Origin of the sequence: Olleya sp. AS48 (genome assembly GCF_038900355.1) — a bacterium.
Lineage (GTDB): Bacteria > Bacteroidota > Bacteroidia > Flavobacteriales > Flavobacteriaceae > Olleya.
The window spans coordinates 252,255-270,025 of record NZ_JBBMRD010000001.1 but is presented as its reverse complement, the minus strand read 5'-3'; the positions used below and the strand labels follow the sequence as shown (position 1 = coordinate 270,025).

Below are 17,771 nucleotides of genomic sequence, written 5' to 3'. Positions count from 1 at the left end.
TTTAATCTAAAACTTTATAATCTTCAGTGATTGGTGCTTCTATCGTTCCAAATAATTTTTCTTTCCAATTAGTCCATTTATACACCTTTGCAAAAATTACAAGTAAAATAGGGAATACAACAAACACAGGAATAAAAATATCACCATAGCCTTGTCCAGGCTCTGACACATCTTTTAAAACAGAATGTGTTTGTAATACGGTCCAATCTGCAGATACTAATAAAGCACCAAATAAATTATTAGCAGCATGAAACCCTAATGCGAGCTCCATACCATCGTCCATTAAAGTTAAAATACCTAAAAATAATCCTGTACCTATGTAATATACCATTACACCATAACCTAGCTTACCTACTTCTGGATTAAAAACGTGCATTCCTCCAAAAATAACAGAAGTCATTATTAACGGAAACCATCTGTTTTTTGCCAACATTCCAAAACCTTGCATTAAATATCCTCTAAAAATATACTCTTCTAAACTGGTCTGAATTGGTATTAAAAGCACAGCCACTACTAGTAAAATTAAAAAACGATTTAACTCAAAATTCCATACATAACTCTCTGGACTAGCAAAATAATCTATTAAAATCATCGTAGCAGTAATCACACCCCAAAACAAAAAAGCAAATAGTACACGTTTCCAATCTATTTTTTTTCTGGCAGTCGTAACGGATTTCATTGTTTGATTATGTAAATATTTTACAACAATAATTAGTCCTAAAAATCCAAAAGCAAAGGATAATAACAATAAAAATAAATTTAAATTAGGCTCTAAAACACTCATTAATGCTTGCTCATCCATAGCATCAATAGAGCCTCCATTACTAACATATTTAATCATTGCAGCGATAGCAAATGGAAATTGTCCAATAACTGCAAAAATTGCAATAATTAAAGACCCTACTAAATAACGCCAAAACTCGTGCTTTACATTAAAGGCTTGTTTTATAAAATCCATAGTTTAAAAATTAAATTCCCAATTAGTATTTAAATTATATTGTAACGTTCCATTTTTCACCTTTAAAGGCGACGTAATATTATTAGTAAAAAGGCTACCTGTACCTAAACCTTGAGGTAAATCACTCCCTTTTGTAAAAGTATATTGTGCAATTGCATTTAATCCCACATTACTCTCCAAAGCACTAGTAATCCACCAACCAATATTTTGTTTTTTTGCTAAATTTATCCAAGTATCACTGCCTTTAAATCCGCCTATAAAACTTGGTTTTAAAATAATATATTGTGGATTAATACACTCTAACAGTTGTTTTTTATCATGATCGTTAAAAACACCAATCAGCTCTTCGTCCAAAGCAATTGCTAAAGGTGTTGTCTCACACAATTTAGCCATGTCTTCCGGTTGACCAGCTTTAATGGGTTGCTCAATGGAATGTAAATTAAAGTCTGATAAACGCTTAAGTTTCTCCAAAGCTTCAGTAGTACTAAAAGCGCCATTTGCATCAACACGTAGCTCTATATCGCTTTCGCTGAAATTTTGCCTGATTCCCTTTAAAATATCCAATTCAGTTTGAAAATCTATAGCTCCGATTTTTAATTTAATACAACTAAATCCTAAAGCTATTTTATCTTCAATTTGTTGTTTCATGAAGGCTTGATCACCCATCCAAATCAAACCATTAATATCTATAGCAGCATTTCCGTTTGTAAAATCAGAAGGAAATAAAACAAAAGGATTAGTGCTCTCTAAACTCTTAAAGGCCATTTCTAATCCAATTTGGATACTAGGAAATTGATTATTTTTAGCATACAAATAATCTAAACCTTTTTCAATATCTAAACAAGTGGACTTAAGTTGTGCCTCATAATCAGGTCTATCATCTGCACTTAAACCTCTTAAAATACCACATTCTCCAACACCGCGTTTTCCATCTTTATCGATAATTATAAACCAAGTTTCCTTTGTTTTTAATATACCTCTAGAGGTTCCGCTTGGTTGTTTAAATTCTAATATATGTTTGTAATACGATGCTTTCATAAGGATTTCAAAAATACTTAAATATTTTCGTAATTTCACCTAAAAAACTACGATTACATGACCTTTAAAAATAAAGTTGTTTGGATTACAGGTGCCTCTAGCGGAATTGGAAAAGGGTTAGTTTTAGCCTTATCCAAATTAGATTGTCAAATAATAATTTCTTCAAGAAAAGAAACCGATTTAAATCTAATCAAACAGTTATGTCCTAAACCTGAAAACATTGCTATCTTACCCTTTGATTTGGCTAATTATGACAACATGAAACCTATTGTAGCTAAAGCCATAAGTCTATTTGGATCTGTTGACCTACTAATAAATAATGGTGGAATTAGCCAAAGATCGCTAATAATAGACACAGACATTAGTGTAGACAAAAAATTAATGGAGATTGACTATTTAGGAACCATTGCTTTAAGCAAAGCCTTATTACCACACTTTATTAAAAACCAATCTGGTCACTATGCAGTAGTAACTAGTTTGATGGGTAAATTTAGTTCGCCTTATCGTTCTGGGTATTGCGGAGCAAAGCATGCTTTGCATGGTTTTTTTGATGCAATGCGCATGGAACATGAAAAAGATAATGTAAAGGTGACTTTAATTTGTCCTGGTTTTGTCAATACCAATATTGCTAAAAACGCTTTAATTGGCGATGGATCTTTACAAAACAGTCAAGATAAGGCTACTGAAAATGGATTATCCATTACTGAGTTTAGCACACGCATGCTTAAAGCTATTAAGCAAGAAAAGTTTGAAGCTTATATTGGGAAAAAAGAGATACTTGGAGTTTACTTAAAACGCTTTTTTCCAAGACTATTACATCGTTTTGTGATAAAAAGTCAGGTTAGATAATTATAATAATTGACCTATACCTAATAGTAAACTAAGTAATACCGTTGTTAAGGCTAATTTTTTAAGCTCTGGATCAAAATCCTTTGGATTAGTAACCGACTTCACTGTTTTAAGATGCAATATTAATGGTATATAGGCTATAAAATAGATGAGATTAAATGGTGATTTGTAATACAATACACCAAATAATGCAGATAAAACAATAGCAGTAATAATTAAAACATAGTGATATTTTTTAGCCTTAACAGCTCCTAATTTAACTGCTAATGTAATTTTGTTAGCAGTAACGTCAGACACGATGTCTCTCATGTTATTAAGATTTAATACAGCTGTACTTAGCAAACCTATTGCTATTGCTGGCAAAATAACGATATAGTCAATTTGTTTAGCAAACAATACATAGCAACCTAAAACACTAACTAAACCAAAAAACACAAATACAAAAACATCTCCTTTACCTTTGTATCCATAAGCGTTATTCCCTACAGTATATTTAATCGCTGCATAAATAGATAAAGATGCCAATATAAAAAACACAAAAGCTAATAGAAGATGTTGCGCCTTAAACGAAAAAAATATAAGCCCAATAGTTAAAGCTATACTTATTAAAACATTAATTTTAATAGCATTAAACATTTGCTGTTTAGTAATTGCTCCAGATTGTAAAGCTCTTACAGGACCTATTCTTTGATCATTATCTGTACCTTTTACACCATCACCATAATCATTAGCCAAGTTTGATAAAATCTGATAACTTAATGTTGTAAGTATAGCAAATACAAAAATTATATAATCAAATACACCATTATATTTTGCTAAACAAGCTGCTGCAATAATACCTGATATGGATAAAGGCAAAGTACGTAAACGCATTGCCGACAACCACTTTTTTAAGTTTTTCATATATTATGGAATCCATTGTTTTGGAAAGTTAGGCTTACGTTTTTCTAAAAACGCATCTCTACCTTCCTTAGCTTCGTCTGTCATGTAAGCTAATCGTGTTGCTTCTCCTGCAAACACTTGTTGACCTACCATCCCATCGTCTGTTAAATTCATTGCAAATTTCAACATTTTGATTGAGGTTGGCGATTTTTCTAAAATTTCCTGAGCCCATTGATAAGCTGTGCTTTCTAGCTCATCATGCGGAATAACAGCATTTACCATTCCCATATCATAAGCCTCCTGAGCAGAGTAATTTCTTCCTAAAAAGAAAATTTCTCTTGCTTTTTTCTGTCCTACCATTTTAGCCAAATAGGCAGATCCGTAACCACCATCAAAACTAGTAACATCGGCATCTGTTTGTTTAAAAATAGCGTGTTCTTTACTTGCTAAAGTTAAATCGCAAACCACATGTAAACTATGTCCACCACCAACAGCCCAACCTGGCACAACTGCAATAACAGCTTTAGGCATAAACCTAATTAGACGTTGTACTTCCAATATATTTAGTCTGTGATAACCATCCTCTCCAACGTAACCTTGATGACCTCTTGCTTTTTGATCTCCACCAGAGCAAAAACTATAAATACCATCTTTAGACGATGGACCTTCTGCAGATAATAGCACTACACCTATTGATGTGTCTTCTCCTGCGTCATAAAAAGCGTCATATAATTCTTTTGTCGTTTTTGGTCTAAAAGCGTTTCTTACGTCTGGTCTGTTAAATGCAATTCTGGCAACTCCATTGCATTTGCTATAAGTTATATCCTCATATTCTTTAGCCTTTATCCATTTAATTTGCTCCATAAGATGTCGTTAAGTTTTAAGAGCATAAAAATACGCAAATAAAAATTTTTATCAGAATTAAAATTGATTTTAAGAAACCGAATAATTATGATTATCTATGATGATTAATGAGGATGAAAAAACCCTACAAAAGAAGTAAATCTCTGAATAACAGTATTTAAGTGAATTAAAAATTATTCAAAGACATGTTTTTTAACAGACTTATTTACTTCTTGTCTATTTGAAAAATAAAACACTATATTTGGTTTCAGATTTTATGACCACTTATTATCTTTGATTAAGAATTAATAATCCCTCTATAATGAATATAATAAATTCTGAAATTTATAATCAAATAAAAGAAGTACATAAGTTTCCTATGGGTGATTTATTTTTCTTCGAAAACATGATTATTACACAAGTTAATGAAGGCGAACATGTAAGTTTTAATAGCACAAAATTACCTTTTAAATGTATTTATGATTATTATGAAGCATTAAAAAAACCATTTGGTATAATTTCAAATAGATTAAATAAGTACTCCTTAGAGGTTTTAGATTTACCTAAGTACAGTAAAAATTTACCTAATTTAAAATTTTATGGCGTAGTTGGAAATACTAATTTTAATAACGTAAATATTAGCTTAGAAAAACAATTTAGCAAAATACCTGTATTAGATTTTGATAACATTTCAGAAGCTTATAATACAATTAATGATTATATATTAAATTCAACCAATGATAGCGTGACATTTGATATACCCTAAGGCATTTTAATTAGATGCTTAAATAGCTACCTTTTAGAGCCCTAACCTCTTTTAGGTGGCTTTTTTTTTTGTCGTTTGACCTATTTATACAATTTTTTGTCGAAAAAACTGATTAAAAATACCCAACAAATTGTATGTCAACTAGTTGTTATATAGTTTAGCCTAAACCTACTATACTTATGACAATCATCGATTCAACTTTAGCAGATTCTATTCTTGATGTTCACATCACAGATCAAGGTAATTTTTATTTTCTTGATGGTTTGGTTATATCAGAAATAAATGAAGGCATTACTTACTCCTGGGAAGAAGCTAAAAAAGTGATTCAGGCTGTACATAAATTTTATGGACCAAATATAAGTGTTTGCTATATCTCAAACCGCGTAAACAACTACTCAGTCAAACCATCTGATTGGCTAAAGTTTTATAAAAATAATAACGTGTTAAATGGTTACGCTGTAGTCACAAAAAGCGAACAAAGTTGGTTTAATGCTCTAATGGAAAAGGTATTCTCTACAGTAGAAATCAAACGTTTTGAAGACTTATATGAAGCCATAGAATGGGCTAAAATTAAAAACAATTTGGTAAATAATACTAATCTTGCTTCTTAAGATAAATACCATCGTCTTTTAAATCAACCAGTTTTTGTTTATACAAAGTCCCAATAGCCTTTTTAAAGGTTTTCTTGCTCATTTGTAACACCGTTTTAATTTTTTCAGGATTAGATTTATCTGTTAATGCTAAAAACCCATTGTTATCAGTAAGTTCTTGCATAATCTTATCAGCATTTGGTTCAATATTTCTGTAACCAATTTCTCCTAAGCTTATATCCAATTTGTTACCAGGTCGTATTTTTTTAACAATCCCTTTTAATTTATCACCAACACTAATATCCTGAAAGATATTGTCTTTATAAATTAATCCAGTATGTCTGTTGTTTACAATAACATTCATACCTAGATCACTTGGATGCGACACAATAATATCAACTTGATCAAATTGATCTACTGTTAACTCCTTATTATCTAAAAAACGATTGGTTTTACTAGACGCTACCAAACGCTCTGTAACCTCATCTAGATAACAACGTACCAAGTACCAACCTCCTTTTTTCATAGGGAAAGCTTGTTCTTTAAAAGGACAGAATAATTCTTTAACCAATCCAAAATCCAAAAAGGCTCCAAATTTGGTAACTTCATTACATCGTAACATAGCAAACTCACCATCTAAAATATATGGTTCTGTAGTTGTTGCGATGATACGCTCTTCATTATCTAAATATACAAACACCTCTAATTTATCACCAATTTCAAAATGTTCTGGAACATATCTATTTGGTAATAAAACCTCATTATTATCTGCATCGCCTAAAAATAATCCAGGTTCTGTATCTCTTAAAATCTCAAGTGTATTGAATTGTCCTATTTGTATCATTTTGCAAATGTAAGCATATAAAAAAAACGTTACAGAACTGTAACGCTTTTTTTATGTATTATTTTATAATTTTATTTATAAACAGATTCTTTTTTGAAATGTTTAGCTAATAAATAATAAACCACTGCTCTGTATTTATTTTTATTAGACCTTCCATAAGTTTCCATTACAGAATCTATAGCTTTATCTAAATCATCGCTATCTGCTAAGCCTAATTTTTTAATTAAAAAATTGTTTTTTACAGTCGCTAATTCTGATGCATCAGAACCAGAAACAGTTGCAGAATCTTTGTTATATATTGATGGACCACAACCTATAGTTACTTTAGTTAAAAAATCCATATCTGCAGTTACACCACACTTATCTTTTAGGTCTGTTGCATACTTTGCGATTAATTCATCACGTTTACTCATAATTTTAAATTTAGATTAATATTTTTAGCTTCTTAAAGGTACAATTTTTTTATATCTCTTTTTAAGCGAAAAAAAATAATATTACAATTACGATAAACGTCCAATTTTTTCGTTGAAATTATTTAACAAACTTAAAATAATCTAATAGTATAGCATCATTATCTCTTGAAGGTGTAAATATTTCTAATAATTTAGGTGTTATTGAAGTGTTGTAAAAATCAGACAATGCAACTGAAAGCTCACTTTCTGAAGACGCTGTAGCATATTCAAAACCATACATGTCACATAATTGCTTAGCAGTTAAATGATGCTTGGTTTCGAAAAAATAATCAAAGTTATCTGTGTTTTTATGTCCTGGCAGAATTCTAAAAATCCCTCCTCCTTCGTTATTAATAACTATAATCCTAAAGTTTTTAGGTATGTAGTTATTCCACAATGCATTACTATCGTAAAAAAAGCTTAAATCTCCAGTAATAAATACGGTTGGATTATCTCTTGTTATTGCTGCTCCAATTGCAGTACTTGTACTTCCATCAATTCCGCTAGTTCCTCGATTACAAAAAACGTCCAACGTTGGATTAATATCAAAAAGCTGTGTATATCTAATAGCAGAACTATTACCAACTTGTAATTGCGTTTGATTTGGTATACTTTTTAGTAACACGTCAAATGCTTTAAAGTCGGAAAATGGAATCAACCCCATGTATTGCACATGCTTTTCGCGTCTAATATCCATTTGGTTTTTCCAAAATGGATTATAATCACTTTTTAAAGCTTTAGTTAATGGTATAAAAGATTGAAAAAATGAGTTTATTGATTGCTTAAACACCTTGTTTAGCACAAAAAAGGTGTCATTTGCCCCATTTTCGGACACATGCCAATGTTGTGTTGGTTTATGGGTACGTAAAAATTTCTTTATTTTTTTAGATACTATTAAACCTCCAAAGGTTAATAGTATTTCTGGTTGCAAGCCTTGCAACTCCTGTTCCGTTAACGCACCAATTAATTTATCAATGCTCGGACAAATATTATTGTGATGTAAGTTAGAGGTACTTTCGGTTAATATCAATACACTTTCATCTTCTGCTAAAACGTCAATAAAGTGCTGCTCCACACTGTTTGGAGCCAAAACACCTACTAATACTAACTTCTTTTTGGAGTTATTCCAAATTTCAGCGAAAGCGTTATATTCTTCACTACCTATATTAGGTTTTGGTATCGCCACTACTTCTGGAGTTACCGTAAGCGCATCCACCATTTGGTATAAAGGCTCATCAAACGGAATATTAACATGTACAGGGCCTTGTGTTGTTATTGCAATATTAAAGGCTTTATTAATTTCGGTTTCGTTGTATTGTTGGATCCCTTGTTGTAACCCTAAAAAGCGTTCGACTTTATTCTCAATACTCTTCATTATTGGCAGGTCTTCCGCGAAAGCGTTTTCTTTTTCAGGATTTAAATCTTGCTTTAAATTAGCCGAATATTGAATGTGGTTTTTAAAAACGTTTTCTTGATTTATAGTCTGTCCATCTCCTATTCCGACCAAGTACTTAGGTCTGTCAGCACTTAAAACCACTAACGGAACATGGCTATAATACGCTTCGGACACCGCTGGATAATAATTTAACAACGCACTACCAGAAGTGCAAACCACCGCTACGGGATGCTTTATTTGTTGTGCGATACCTAATGCGAAAAAAGCTGCGCAACGCTCGTCCACAATACTATAACATTTAAAAAAAGGATCGTGAGTAAATCCAATGGTTAATGGCGCATTTCTGCTTCCTGGAGACAGTACAATGTGTTGGATATTCTTGGCTTTACAAAGCTGAATTACCGTTTGTGCTAAAGGTATTTTTGGGTGTTTCATGTGTTATACAAAAATACGAAACCCAAATCCTAAATAAAACCATTATAAGAGGTTTTTAACAGTCTTAGATTTTGCAACGGTTTCTTCCCATTCGTTTTCAGGTACAGAATCTTTTGTAATTCCGCCACCTACATATATTAATGCTTGGTTGTTCTTAATTTGAAGACATCTTAAATTAACAAACAAATTTGATATTGTTTTAACAGATCCGTAAGCGTTATTCTCTACGTTTCTACGATTGGTATTTCTTGTTTTGGCTTGTTTAATATTTATTTCGCCTAAAAAACCGGTATAATATTCACGATTATAGCCTTCGTTTTTTAATATAAACTGTTTAGCGTTTTCTTTAGGTAAACCGCAAACTGCAGGCGTTGGATGTAATTTAGCAATAACAGACTGCAATCCATTTTCAGGCTTTAATAGTCCAGAAATCTTAGTTTGCAAATGCAATAAATTCCCCGCTTTGATAGTTTCTGTAGTGCCCAAATTAATACTACTGACTGACGACTCTAAACTACTTACTATAAAATCCGTAACTAATTGCTGCTCCTCTTGTTCCTTGGATTGCCACTGGACATCAACTGTATTTTTGTATTGTTGCGTACCTGCAAGAGACATGGTTAAAAAGCGGTTACCTTCTACTTTTAATAAGGTTTCAGGCGTTGCGCCTAACCACAGCCCTACTTTTGGATGATACCAACAATATACCATTGCTGTTTTATAAGTCGCTAACAGTTTTTTAAATAGTAAAAGTGTATTGTCTACAGGAAAAGCTTCGGTTTCAACTCGAGATATCACTACTTTTTTAAAACTACCATCTTCAATTTCGGCAATAGCTTTCTCTACTATTTTTATATGTTTCGCTTTCGCTGAAAGATTTATAGCGCTACTTAATTGGTTTTTAGAATCAACCGTAGTACTATCATGCAAACATGAAATTGTTTGACTTTTATTTAAAGGAAATAGTACCGTATTATCTTCGTTTTTAAAAGCTGAAAACACAAAACCACTCTCCTCAAAATTAGTTGTAAAATGAAGCTGATTGCTATCCTGAAGCATTGCTTTTACCGCTACTTGATTGGGCTTTTTATAAGCTACAAAAGGAAGTTGCTTGTCAAATTGTTGAGCAAGCTGATCAAAAAAAATGGAAGAGGTCATAACTTACTTCTTTTTAGGTAAAGAAATGGTTGACAATTTGCATAACGAAATTAGGTTGTCATCTTCATCCGTTACTCTAATATCTAACAATTGCGTTGTACGTCCTTTATGTAAAAAAGTAGCCTTAGCATAAACATAGCCAGAGCTAATACTTTTTAAATGATTAGCTGTAATCTCTAACCCTCTAATCATTAAATTTTCTGAATCTAAAAAGATATGCGACGCAAAACTACCAACACTTTCTGCCAATGCTGCTGTTGCGCCTCCATGCAACACTCCATCTGGCTGATGCACACGTGGTGTCACTGGCATTCTGGATACTAAAAAATCCTCGCCATAATCTACAACTTCTATTTCTAAGGTTTCCATTAAAGTGTTTTTACTTGCCTTATTTGCTATAGCTAATACTTGTGCTTTAGAATACTTCATGTATCTTTAATTTTAATGTAAAAATACAAAACCTAGCGCTAAAATGACAGCTCCAACTCTTGAAAACAATCGTGTAAAACTAATTCCTTTAGACTTAAGTAATTATAAACAATTAACTACTATTGCTAAAGAGACTGATTTAATTTATTATTCGCCTAATACCATTTCTACTCCAGAGACTCTAAAAAATTATGTACAAACTGCAATTGAAGGTTTTTATAATAATACTACACTACCTTTTATTGTTTATGACAAGCAAAAACAAGCTTTTGCAGGTAGCACTCGTTTTGGTTTAATTAACCATAAAAACAAAGTCTTACATATTGGTTGGACTTGGATAGGACATGATTTTCAAGGAACAGGTCTAAATAGCCATATGAAATTTTTAATGCTACAATATGCTTTTGAAACGTTACTTTTTGAAAAAGTAGAATTTAGAATTGATGAGCGTAATATTAAATCTAGAAAAGCAGTCACAAAATTAGGAGCAACACTAGAAGGCATATTACGCCAAGATACAGTAATGACTGATGGTTTTAGACGAAGCACTTGTTGTTATGGTATTTTAAAAAGCGAATGGCTTACTATTAAAACCAATACGTTTAAAGAATTTAATATTTAGTATAACACTCAAAACATGCCTGAAGTTGTTCTGGAAGATTTAAATCTTCAGAGCCTTTTAGACGCTGTGTTACCAAACCTTTTTTATCTATGGTTGTTTTAAATAATTTAGCATAGGACACTAAATTATCTCGTCTTGTTTTTATTTTACTAATGATTTCTTCTCCATCAATATCTAAAATTTGAGAAGGCCAAACTTTTAAAGCTTTTAGTAAAGCCTCATCATTAAGAAGTAATTGCAATTGTTTCGCTTCTTGTATAAATAAATTTTCTTCTGTGTTTAATAAAAAATATTGATCAAATGGATAGACTAATCCTGGCATAAAATCTATTTCGTAATCAAATGGTCTTAACTGTTCAACAACATTTTCATTGGATAAAATAGATGGTATAATACCTTCTAAATTTATAAAAGCATTATCCCTATCTCCTGCAATTGGAATAGCTGTGTAAATTTGATCTGTTTGCTGTATAGCCCAACCCCATTGTTTTGTATGCCTATCCCAATCACCAACTAATAGATCAAACAGTCTAGCTCTAATAAGTGCTGATTTATCAATAAATATATTATTGGTATTACTTAATTTTAATTCTTGAAGGTTTTTAGTGTCAACGATTTCAGAAACATTACTTAAGTTTGTCCAATTGGTCTTACTTTCTGTTTCGTACTCTAATAAAAATAGTCTATTCCCATACTTGTTATTATAGTCTCCCAATAGCGTTTGCTTTGGAAGAAATACCACTTTAGGTTTGGTATTAATTATAGCGGATTTATTAGCTAGCTCAGCAGCCAATATAGCACTATAAGGATGTTGCGCAGAAATACCATCTACGATAATATTTTCTAATCCTAATGTTTTTACAAATTCGGGAATAAGTGGTTTTGGATCTTTATTAATACCTCTAAGTGTTAACTCAACACCTACTTTAGTTTCTAGTTTTAAAGAATGGGTTTGCTTACCACCACCTTCCTTAGTAATTGTAACACCTCCAAATAAAGTGTCTAAAAATAATACAGGTGCTTTAATTGGTGTTGCCCAAGCAGCACGATATTGCTCTCCTTGAAAAAGTATTTTAATCTCATCTGCTTTATATAAAGCGCTTGCTGCTACTAATACAGAATCTAAATCATGAAAATTTATGGCATTAACATTATCAATATTAACTAACTGAGACGTTTTAAATGTTTGATCTGTTGAGGAAGTAGACCAATACACCATACCTATAAATAGTACAAGTATCACAATTAAAAAGTAAATTACTTTTTTTAACAATAGAAATGAAGTTTTGGTTAATATGCTAGCTTTAAAGTTATAACAACTCTTTAAATTTTAAAAACTTGAATTATAAAAATTAAGTTAAAATATAGTCGCTGGATAATTAATGCCTAACTCTTTTTAAAAATTCTTTTTCCGTTTCCCATATTTCTGGAGAATAATCTGAAGCTGTATAATATTCAAATTCTATAATATCGCCATTATTTAAAGTGTCTTTACCTATTAAGTAAAAGTTTTCTCCGACATGCATACTTTTATAGGATTTAGCTGCATAAAAATATATAGTATCACCAATTTGATATTTTTTAACAGACTTAACATCCTCTAAATCATAGTTAGAGTCTTCGTTTTGATTAAGAGTATAATGTTTAAAACGAATATTATTTTTATTCCATCGTATTGTACTTGTACTTCTAACTTGAATTGGTGTATTTAAAAGTTTTGAAAATCTAAAATCATCAGACATGTCTTGTCTCGATTCATATATAACTGATATAAATATGACTACACCTAATACAATAGTAGTTGCTAAGGCAACCTGCAAAACCTTTCTAATAGATTTAGGTTGAATTATCATTAACTTAATTTAGGCTATTAAATTAGCTACAATAGCTTTAACAGGTAAAATAGCTTTAGTATGTTCAATACTTGGTCCTGCAACCCAAACGGTTTTGTACGTTGCTTTTTTAGCTGCATTTTGAGTAGCTTTCATACCTATTGAAAAACGAATCATTTTCACCCATTTTTTCAATTTTTTATTTTTGTTTAATACGCGTTCTAGCCAAGTTTGTTTAGTACCAATTTTTTGTACGTAAGGTGTATTAATTACGGTACATGGAGTACCAGAGATACGCTCTGTCATGATAATATCTTTTTCGCCATAATCCACACATGCTTGCTTATACTCATCTGTAACACCAGCTTCAACAGATGCAATAAATGGACTTCCTACAGATACGCCTTCTGCTCCATAACTTAACATTTTATCAATATCTGCTTTACATCCTACTCCTCCAGCTGAAATAACTGGTATATTTAAAGCTTTACTTAGTTGATTAGTTAATTCTTGTGGCGATAAATTACCTCTGTGTCCTCCTGCTTCATTATTAACTGCAATTGCAGCATCAGCACCTAATTGTTCTACTTTTTTAGCAAAACGTAGGTCTGTCACATCACAAAATACTTTAATACCTGCTTTATGAGCTTGATTAATGGTTTCTTCTGGACTCCCTAAAGACGTTATAATAAAATCGCAACCTTCTTCACATAATACTCTAAGTTGCTCTTTATACTTAATATTAGATTTATTAACTATTAGGTTAAACCCAAAAGATCCACCTTCTACTTTATTAGCTTTTAACTCTTGTATTGCTTCCCTTAATTGATCTAAAGTACGGTAATTAAGTGCAGGAATACAACCAGCAATACCAGCTTTCATACCTTCCGTAACCATTGCTACATTAGACACCAAAAACATTGGCGCTTGGATAATTGGGTATTTTATATTTAAAAGCTGAGTTAATTTAGTTTGCATAATTATAATGTTATTTAAACAAATATAACAATAAATTTATTATGCATGCATAGTTTATTAAAATGAATTATTGTCCTCTATATAGTATTTAACCCTAAAATTAAAACCAATAATAGAACGGTTATAAACAAAAAAACGCAACCAAATTAATGGTTGCGTTTTTAATATTATGAAATTCTAAACTAGTTTAGATATCTATAATTATTTTACTTCTTCAAAATCTACATCTTCAACATCACTACCTTCAGTTGAATCCGCTCCTGCTTCTGGTCCTGGTTGTCCACCTTGAGCATCTGCTTGTGCTTTGTACATTTCTTCACTAGCTACTTTCCAAGCTTCGTTAATTTTTTCTAACGCTGGCTCGATAACTGCTACATCTTTGCTTTCGTAAGCTGTTTTTAACTCTGCTAAAGCTGCTTCGATTGGTGCTTTTTTATCATCAGATAATTTATCACCAAATTCTTTTAATTGATTTTCTGTTTGGAAAATCATAGAATCTGCTTCGTTTAATTTCTTAGCATTATCTGCTGCTTTTGCATCTGCTTCAGCATTTGCTTCAGCGTCAGCTTTCATTTTCTTAATTTCTTCTTCAGTTAAACCAGAAGACGCTTCAATACGAATATCTTGTGTCTTGTTAGTTGCTTTATCTGTAGCAGAAACTTTAATGATTCCGTTAGCATCAATATCAAAAGCTACCTCAATTTGTGGTACACCTCTTTGTGCTGGTGGAAGACCATCTAAATGGAAACGTCCAATAGTTTTATTATCTGCTGCCATAGCACGTTCACCTTGTAATACGTGAATCTCTACTGATGGTTGGTTATCTGCTGCTGTAGAGAAAACCTGAGATTTTTTAGTTGGGATTGTTGTATTTGCTTCAATTAACTTAGTAAATACGTTACCCATAGTCTCAATACCTAATGATAAAGGAGTTACGTCTAAAAGTAATACATCCTTAACATCTCCAGTTAAAACTCCTCCTTGGATACCTGCTCCTAAAGATACAACCTCATCTGGGTTAACACCTTTACTTGGTGCTTTTCCAAAAAATGCTTCTACTGCTTTTTGTACTGCTGGAATACGTGTAGATCCACCTACTAAAATAACTTCGTCGATATCAGATTTTGATAAACCTGCAGCTTTTAAAGCCGATTGACAAGGCTCAATAGTACGTTTTACTAAATCGTCAATTAATTGCTCAAATTTACTACGTGTTAAAGTACGTACTAAGTGTTTTGGTCCACTTGCAGTAGCTGTAATGTATGGTAAATTGATTTCTGTTTGCTCCGAAGATGATAATTCAATCTTCGCTTTTTCTGCAGCTTCCTTAACACGTTGTAAAGACATTGGATCTTTACGTAAGTCCATTCCTTCTTCATTATTAAACTCGTCTGCTAACCAATCAATAATTTTTTGATCAACGTCATCACCACCTAAGTGTGTATCTCCATCTGTAGATAATACTTCAAATACACCATCTCCTAATTCTAGGATAGATACATCATGTGTTCCTCCACCAAAATCAAATACTACTATTTTTTGATCAGTCCCTTTTTTGTCCATTCCGTAAGCTAAAGCTGCTGCTGTAGGCTCGTTAATGATACGACGTACTTTTAATCCTGCAATTTCACCAGCTTCTTTAGTTGCTTGTCTTTGCGAGTCATTAAAGTAAGCTGGTACAGTAATTACTGCTTCAGTTACATCTTGACCTAAATAATCTTCAGCAGTTTTCTTCATTTTTTGAAGAATCATTGCAGATAATTCTTGAGGCGTGTATAAACGACCATCAATATCAACACGTGGTGTGTCATTATCTCCTTTAACTACTTTGTATGGTACACGTTCTGCTTCGTTTTTAGATTCAGAATATTTGTTACCCATAAAACGTTTAATAGAATAAACTGTTTTTGTTGGGTTAGTTACTGCTTGTCTTTTTGCTGGATCACCAACTTTAATTTCGCCTCCTTCAACAAAAGCGATAACTGAAGGTGTCGTACGTTTACCTTCTGCGTTTGGGATGACAACAGCTTCATTACCTTCCATTACAGAAACGCAAGAGTTTGTTGTTCCTAAATCGATTCCAATAATCTTACTCATAATTTTATATAATTTTAAATTTTGTATTGTAATTGTTACGATGACAATAAGTCAATGATTATGCCATAACAAGTTGACTGACATGATGGCAGAAATCTATCAAAATTGAAATGGTTTTAATTATTATATCTGCAACAAAAAACTATATTTGTCGCTCAATACTAAAACGATTTAGTGATATGGAGTGTATTTCGGTTTTTGACATGCTTAAGATTGGTGTAGGACCTTCTAGTTCTCACACTTTAGGACCATGGAGAGCTGCAGAACGATGGATTTATGAACTAAAAGAAGCTAACCTTTTTGACAGTATCCAAAAGGTAACCATCGACCTATACGGTTCTTTATCATTAACTGGTAAAGGTCATGCTACAGATTTAGCAGTCATGTTAGGATTAAGTGGTGCAGATCCAGAACGTATACCAACGGATACTATTGACATAATTATTGCATCCATTAATAATACCTCAAAGTTAGTTTTAAATAACGAGCGTATTATTCCGTTTACTGCCAAATCAGACATTATTTTTAACAGAGCATTTTTACCGTTTCATGCAAATGGAATTAAGTTTACCGCTTTCGCGGAAACCGAAATTCATACATCTACCTTCTACTCTATTGGTGGTGGTTTTGTTATAAAAGAAGAACGTACGGTCGATGCCGAAAATAAAGAATTAAAAAAAGAGTTTCCATATCCAATAGACAAAGCAACCGAGTTGCTAGCGTTTTGTACAAACGAAAATAAAAGTATTTCTGAAATAGTTTTAGAAAACGAACGCTCTCTTAGATCCGATGAAGAGATTGACTTCGAGTTACATCGCATTTGGGACACCATGCTTGAATGTATGTTTATTGGTTGTCATACCGAAGGTAACTTACCTGGAGGATTAAACGTACGACGTCGTGCTTTTGACACACACAAGCGTTTAAACATTGAAATGCCATACACTACACCTCAAGAATGGTTAGAAAGCATTAGAAACAGTGAAGTTAAATTTAGACAAATATTAAAATGGGTAAGCTGTTTTGCTTTGGCTGTAAATGAAGTAAATGCTTCTCTTGGTCGTGTGGTTACTGCACCTACCAATGGAAGTGCTGGTGTTATACCAGCTGTCCTTATGTATTATATGGTTATAGAAAACCATGATGCAGATTTTGAAGACATTAAAAAATTCTTGTTAGTAGCTAGCGAGATTGGTAGCATCTTTAAAAAAGGAGCCACTATTAGTGCTGCAATGGGTGGATGTCAAGCCGAAATTGGTGTGTCTTCCGCTATGGCTGCAGCAGCCTTATGCGAATTGCTTGGAGGTAGCCCAGAACAAGTCATGATTGCAGCAGAGATTGCTATGGAACATCATCTTGGATTAACCTGCGACCCTATTGGAGGATTAGTACAAATCCCTTGTATAGAGCGCAATAGTATGGGAGCAATTAAAGCTATTAATGCAGCCGAATTAGCTTTAGACACCGATCCTAAAAACGTAAAAGTACCTTTAGATAAAGTAGTCGATACCATGTGGGAAACTGCAAAAGACATGAACACTAAATATAAAGAAACTAGCGAAGGTGGATTGGCTGTACGTGTTAATATGGCGGATTGTTAAC

The 17,771-nt window shown here is 32.3% G+C and carries 18 protein-coding genes; 5 read left to right on the top strand and 13 right to left on the bottom strand.

The genetic code is table 11. From position 1 onward, the window contains the following. Position 1: 1 nt before the first annotated feature. Both WNY60_RS01265 and WNY60_RS01260 read right to left on the bottom strand, forming a co-directional pair. The gene (locus WNY60_RS01265; protein ID WP_339807892.1) at positions 2–958 is read right to left on the bottom strand and encodes a CPBP family intramembrane glutamic endopeptidase; all 957 of its coding nucleotides are present in this window, start codon (positions 956–958) and stop codon (positions 2–4) included. 3 nt (positions 959–961) lie between these two features. Continuing rightward, positions 962–1,996: an o-succinylbenzoate synthase gene (locus WNY60_RS01260; RefSeq protein ID WP_342861242.1), complete on the bottom strand. Its 1,035-nt coding sequence runs from the start codon at positions 1,994–1,996 to the stop codon at positions 962–964. Between the two features lie 57 nt (positions 1,997–2,053). Here WNY60_RS01260 and WNY60_RS01255 point away from each other — a divergent pair, with 57 nt between their 5' ends. Continuing rightward, positions 2,054–2,845 carry an SDR family oxidoreductase gene (locus tag WNY60_RS01255; RefSeq protein ID WP_339807895.1) on the top strand — a complete coding sequence of 264 codons (792 nt, stop codon included), beginning with the start codon at positions 2,054–2,056 and terminating at the stop codon, positions 2,843–2,845. Here the strand turns inward: WNY60_RS01255 and menA are convergent, their stop codons facing one another. Next, the gene (gene menA, locus WNY60_RS01250) at positions 2,846–3,748 is read right to left on the bottom strand and encodes a 1,4-dihydroxy-2-naphthoate octaprenyltransferase (RefSeq protein ID WP_342861240.1); all 903 of its coding nucleotides are present in this window, start codon (positions 3,746–3,748) and stop codon (positions 2,846–2,848) included. A gap of 3 nt (positions 3,749–3,751) precedes the next feature. After that, positions 3,752–4,591, bottom strand: a complete 840-nt coding sequence (locus WNY60_RS01245; RefSeq protein ID WP_145001854.1) for a 1,4-dihydroxy-2-naphthoyl-CoA synthase — start codon at positions 4,589–4,591, stop codon at positions 3,752–3,754. A gap of 301 nt (positions 4,592–4,892) precedes the next feature. On the opposite strand from WNY60_RS01245, the gene WNY60_RS01240 reads away from it, so the two are divergent. Beyond that, positions 4,893–5,336, top strand: a complete 444-nt coding sequence (locus WNY60_RS01240) for a hypothetical protein (protein WP_339807897.1) — start codon at positions 4,893–4,895, stop codon at positions 5,334–5,336. 179 nt (positions 5,337–5,515) lie between these two features. Further along, the gene (locus tag WNY60_RS01235; protein ID WP_339807898.1) at positions 5,516–5,947 is read left to right on the top strand and encodes a hypothetical protein; all 432 of its coding nucleotides are present in this window, start codon (positions 5,516–5,518) and stop codon (positions 5,945–5,947) included. On the opposite strand, the gene WNY60_RS01230 is transcribed toward WNY60_RS01235, so the two are convergent. From WNY60_RS01230 to WNY60_RS01210, 5 genes are all read right to left on the bottom strand, one after another. After that, positions 5,931–6,770, bottom strand: coding sequence for a S1-like domain-containing RNA-binding protein (locus WNY60_RS01230; RefSeq protein ID WP_145001857.1), 840 nt, complete (start codon positions 6,768–6,770; stop codon positions 5,931–5,933). The genes WNY60_RS01235 and WNY60_RS01230 overlap by 17 nt on opposite strands. 71 nt (positions 6,771–6,841) lie before the next feature. Next, positions 6,842–7,183: a DUF2853 family protein gene (locus tag WNY60_RS01225; protein WP_145001858.1), complete on the bottom strand. Its 342-nt coding sequence runs from the start codon at positions 7,181–7,183 to the stop codon at positions 6,842–6,844. Positions 7,184–7,301: 118 nt separating this feature from the next. After that, entirely contained in the window at positions 7,302–9,053 is a 1,752-nt protein-coding gene (locus tag WNY60_RS01220) for a thiamine pyrophosphate-binding protein (protein ID WP_342861239.1), read from the bottom strand. A gap of 42 nt (positions 9,054–9,095) precedes the next feature. Further along, positions 9,096–10,211 (bottom strand): chorismate-binding protein, encoded by a 1,116-nt coding sequence (locus WNY60_RS01215; protein WP_342861238.1) that lies wholly within the window; start codon positions 10,209–10,211, stop codon positions 9,096–9,098. Positions 10,212–10,214: 3 nt separating this feature from the next. Next, positions 10,215–10,640 carry a hotdog fold thioesterase gene (locus WNY60_RS01210; RefSeq protein ID WP_342861237.1) on the bottom strand — a complete coding sequence of 142 codons (426 nt, stop codon included), beginning with the start codon at positions 10,638–10,640 and terminating at the stop codon, positions 10,215–10,217. Between the two features lie 43 nt (positions 10,641–10,683). Here WNY60_RS01210 and WNY60_RS01205 point away from each other — a divergent pair, with 43 nt between their 5' ends. Continuing rightward, a complete protein-coding gene (locus tag WNY60_RS01205) occupies positions 10,684–11,262 on the top strand; it encodes a GNAT family N-acetyltransferase (protein WP_342861236.1) in 579 nt (192 codons plus the stop codon). Here WNY60_RS01205 and WNY60_RS01200 read toward each other — a convergent pair. From WNY60_RS01200 to dnaK, 4 genes are all read right to left on the bottom strand, one after another. Further along, positions 11,252–12,505, bottom strand: a complete 1,254-nt coding sequence (locus WNY60_RS01200) for a hypothetical protein (protein WP_342861235.1) — start codon at positions 12,503–12,505, stop codon at positions 11,252–11,254. The two genes, WNY60_RS01205 and WNY60_RS01200, sit on opposite strands and share 11 nt — an antisense overlap. A 136-nt stretch (positions 12,506–12,641) precedes the next feature. Next, complete coding sequence (locus WNY60_RS01195) at positions 12,642–13,115, bottom strand: hypothetical protein (RefSeq protein WP_339807904.1); 474 nt, start codon at positions 13,113–13,115, stop codon at positions 12,642–12,644. Positions 13,116–13,124: 9 nt separating this feature from the next. Continuing rightward, positions 13,125–14,072: a nitronate monooxygenase gene (locus WNY60_RS01190; protein WP_145001864.1), complete on the bottom strand. Its 948-nt coding sequence runs from the start codon at positions 14,070–14,072 to the stop codon at positions 13,125–13,127. Positions 14,073–14,273: 201 nt separating this feature from the next. After that, complete coding sequence (dnaK, locus tag WNY60_RS01185; RefSeq protein WP_145001865.1) at positions 14,274–16,169, bottom strand: molecular chaperone DnaK; 1,896 nt, start codon at positions 16,167–16,169, stop codon at positions 14,274–14,276. Between the two features lie 179 nt (positions 16,170–16,348). On the opposite strand from dnaK, the gene WNY60_RS01180 reads away from it, so the two are divergent. Next, entirely contained in the window at positions 16,349–17,770 is a 1,422-nt protein-coding gene (locus WNY60_RS01180; protein ID WP_145001866.1) for an L-serine ammonia-lyase, read from the top strand. Position 17,771: the final 1 nt, after the last annotated feature.

Bases quoted from the DNA above. Each gene is read 5' to 3' on its own strand.
- WNY60_RS01265 (WP_339807892.1), bottom strand. From the start codon at position 958: ATGGATTTTATAAAACAAGCCTTTAATGTAAAGCACGAGTTTTGGCGT.
- WNY60_RS01260 (WP_342861242.1), bottom strand. From the start codon at position 1,996: ATGAAAGCATCGTATTACAAACATATATTAGAATTTAAACAACCAAGC.
- WNY60_RS01255 (WP_339807895.1), top strand. From the start codon at position 2,054: ATGACCTTTAAAAATAAAGTTGTTTGGATTACAGGTGCCTCTAGCGGA.
- menA (WP_342861240.1), bottom strand. From the start codon at position 3,748: ATGAAAAACTTAAAAAAGTGGTTGTCGGCAATGCGTTTACGTACTTTG.
- WNY60_RS01245 (WP_145001854.1), bottom strand. From the start codon at position 4,591: ATGGAGCAAATTAAATGGATAAAGGCTAAAGAATATGAGGATATAACT.
- WNY60_RS01240 (WP_339807897.1), top strand. From the start codon at position 4,893: ATGAATATAATAAATTCTGAAATTTATAATCAAATAAAAGAAGTACAT.
- WNY60_RS01235 (WP_339807898.1), top strand. From the start codon at position 5,516: ATGACAATCATCGATTCAACTTTAGCAGATTCTATTCTTGATGTTCAC.
- WNY60_RS01230 (WP_145001857.1), bottom strand. From the start codon at position 6,770: ATGATACAAATAGGACAATTCAATACACTTGAGATTTTAAGAGATACA.
- WNY60_RS01225 (WP_145001858.1), bottom strand. From the start codon at position 7,183: ATGAGTAAACGTGATGAATTAATCGCAAAGTATGCAACAGACCTAAAA.
- WNY60_RS01220 (WP_342861239.1), bottom strand. From the start codon at position 9,053: ATGAAACACCCAAAAATACCTTTAGCACAAACGGTAATTCAGCTTTGT.
- WNY60_RS01215 (WP_342861238.1), bottom strand. From the start codon at position 10,211: ATGACCTCTTCCATTTTTTTTGATCAGCTTGCTCAACAATTTGACAAG.
- WNY60_RS01210 (WP_342861237.1), bottom strand. From the start codon at position 10,640: ATGAAGTATTCTAAAGCACAAGTATTAGCTATAGCAAATAAGGCAAGT.
- WNY60_RS01205 (WP_342861236.1), top strand. From the start codon at position 10,684: ATGACAGCTCCAACTCTTGAAAACAATCGTGTAAAACTAATTCCTTTA.
- WNY60_RS01195 (WP_339807904.1), bottom strand. From the start codon at position 13,115: ATGATAATTCAACCTAAATCTATTAGAAAGGTTTTGCAGGTTGCCTTA.
- WNY60_RS01190 (WP_145001864.1), bottom strand. From the start codon at position 14,072: ATGCAAACTAAATTAACTCAGCTTTTAAATATAAAATACCCAATTATC.
- dnaK (WP_145001865.1), bottom strand. From the start codon at position 16,169: ATGAGTAAGATTATTGGAATCGATTTAGGAACAACAAACTCTTGCGTT.
- WNY60_RS01180 (WP_145001866.1), top strand. From the start codon at position 16,349: ATGGAGTGTATTTCGGTTTTTGACATGCTTAAGATTGGTGTAGGACCT.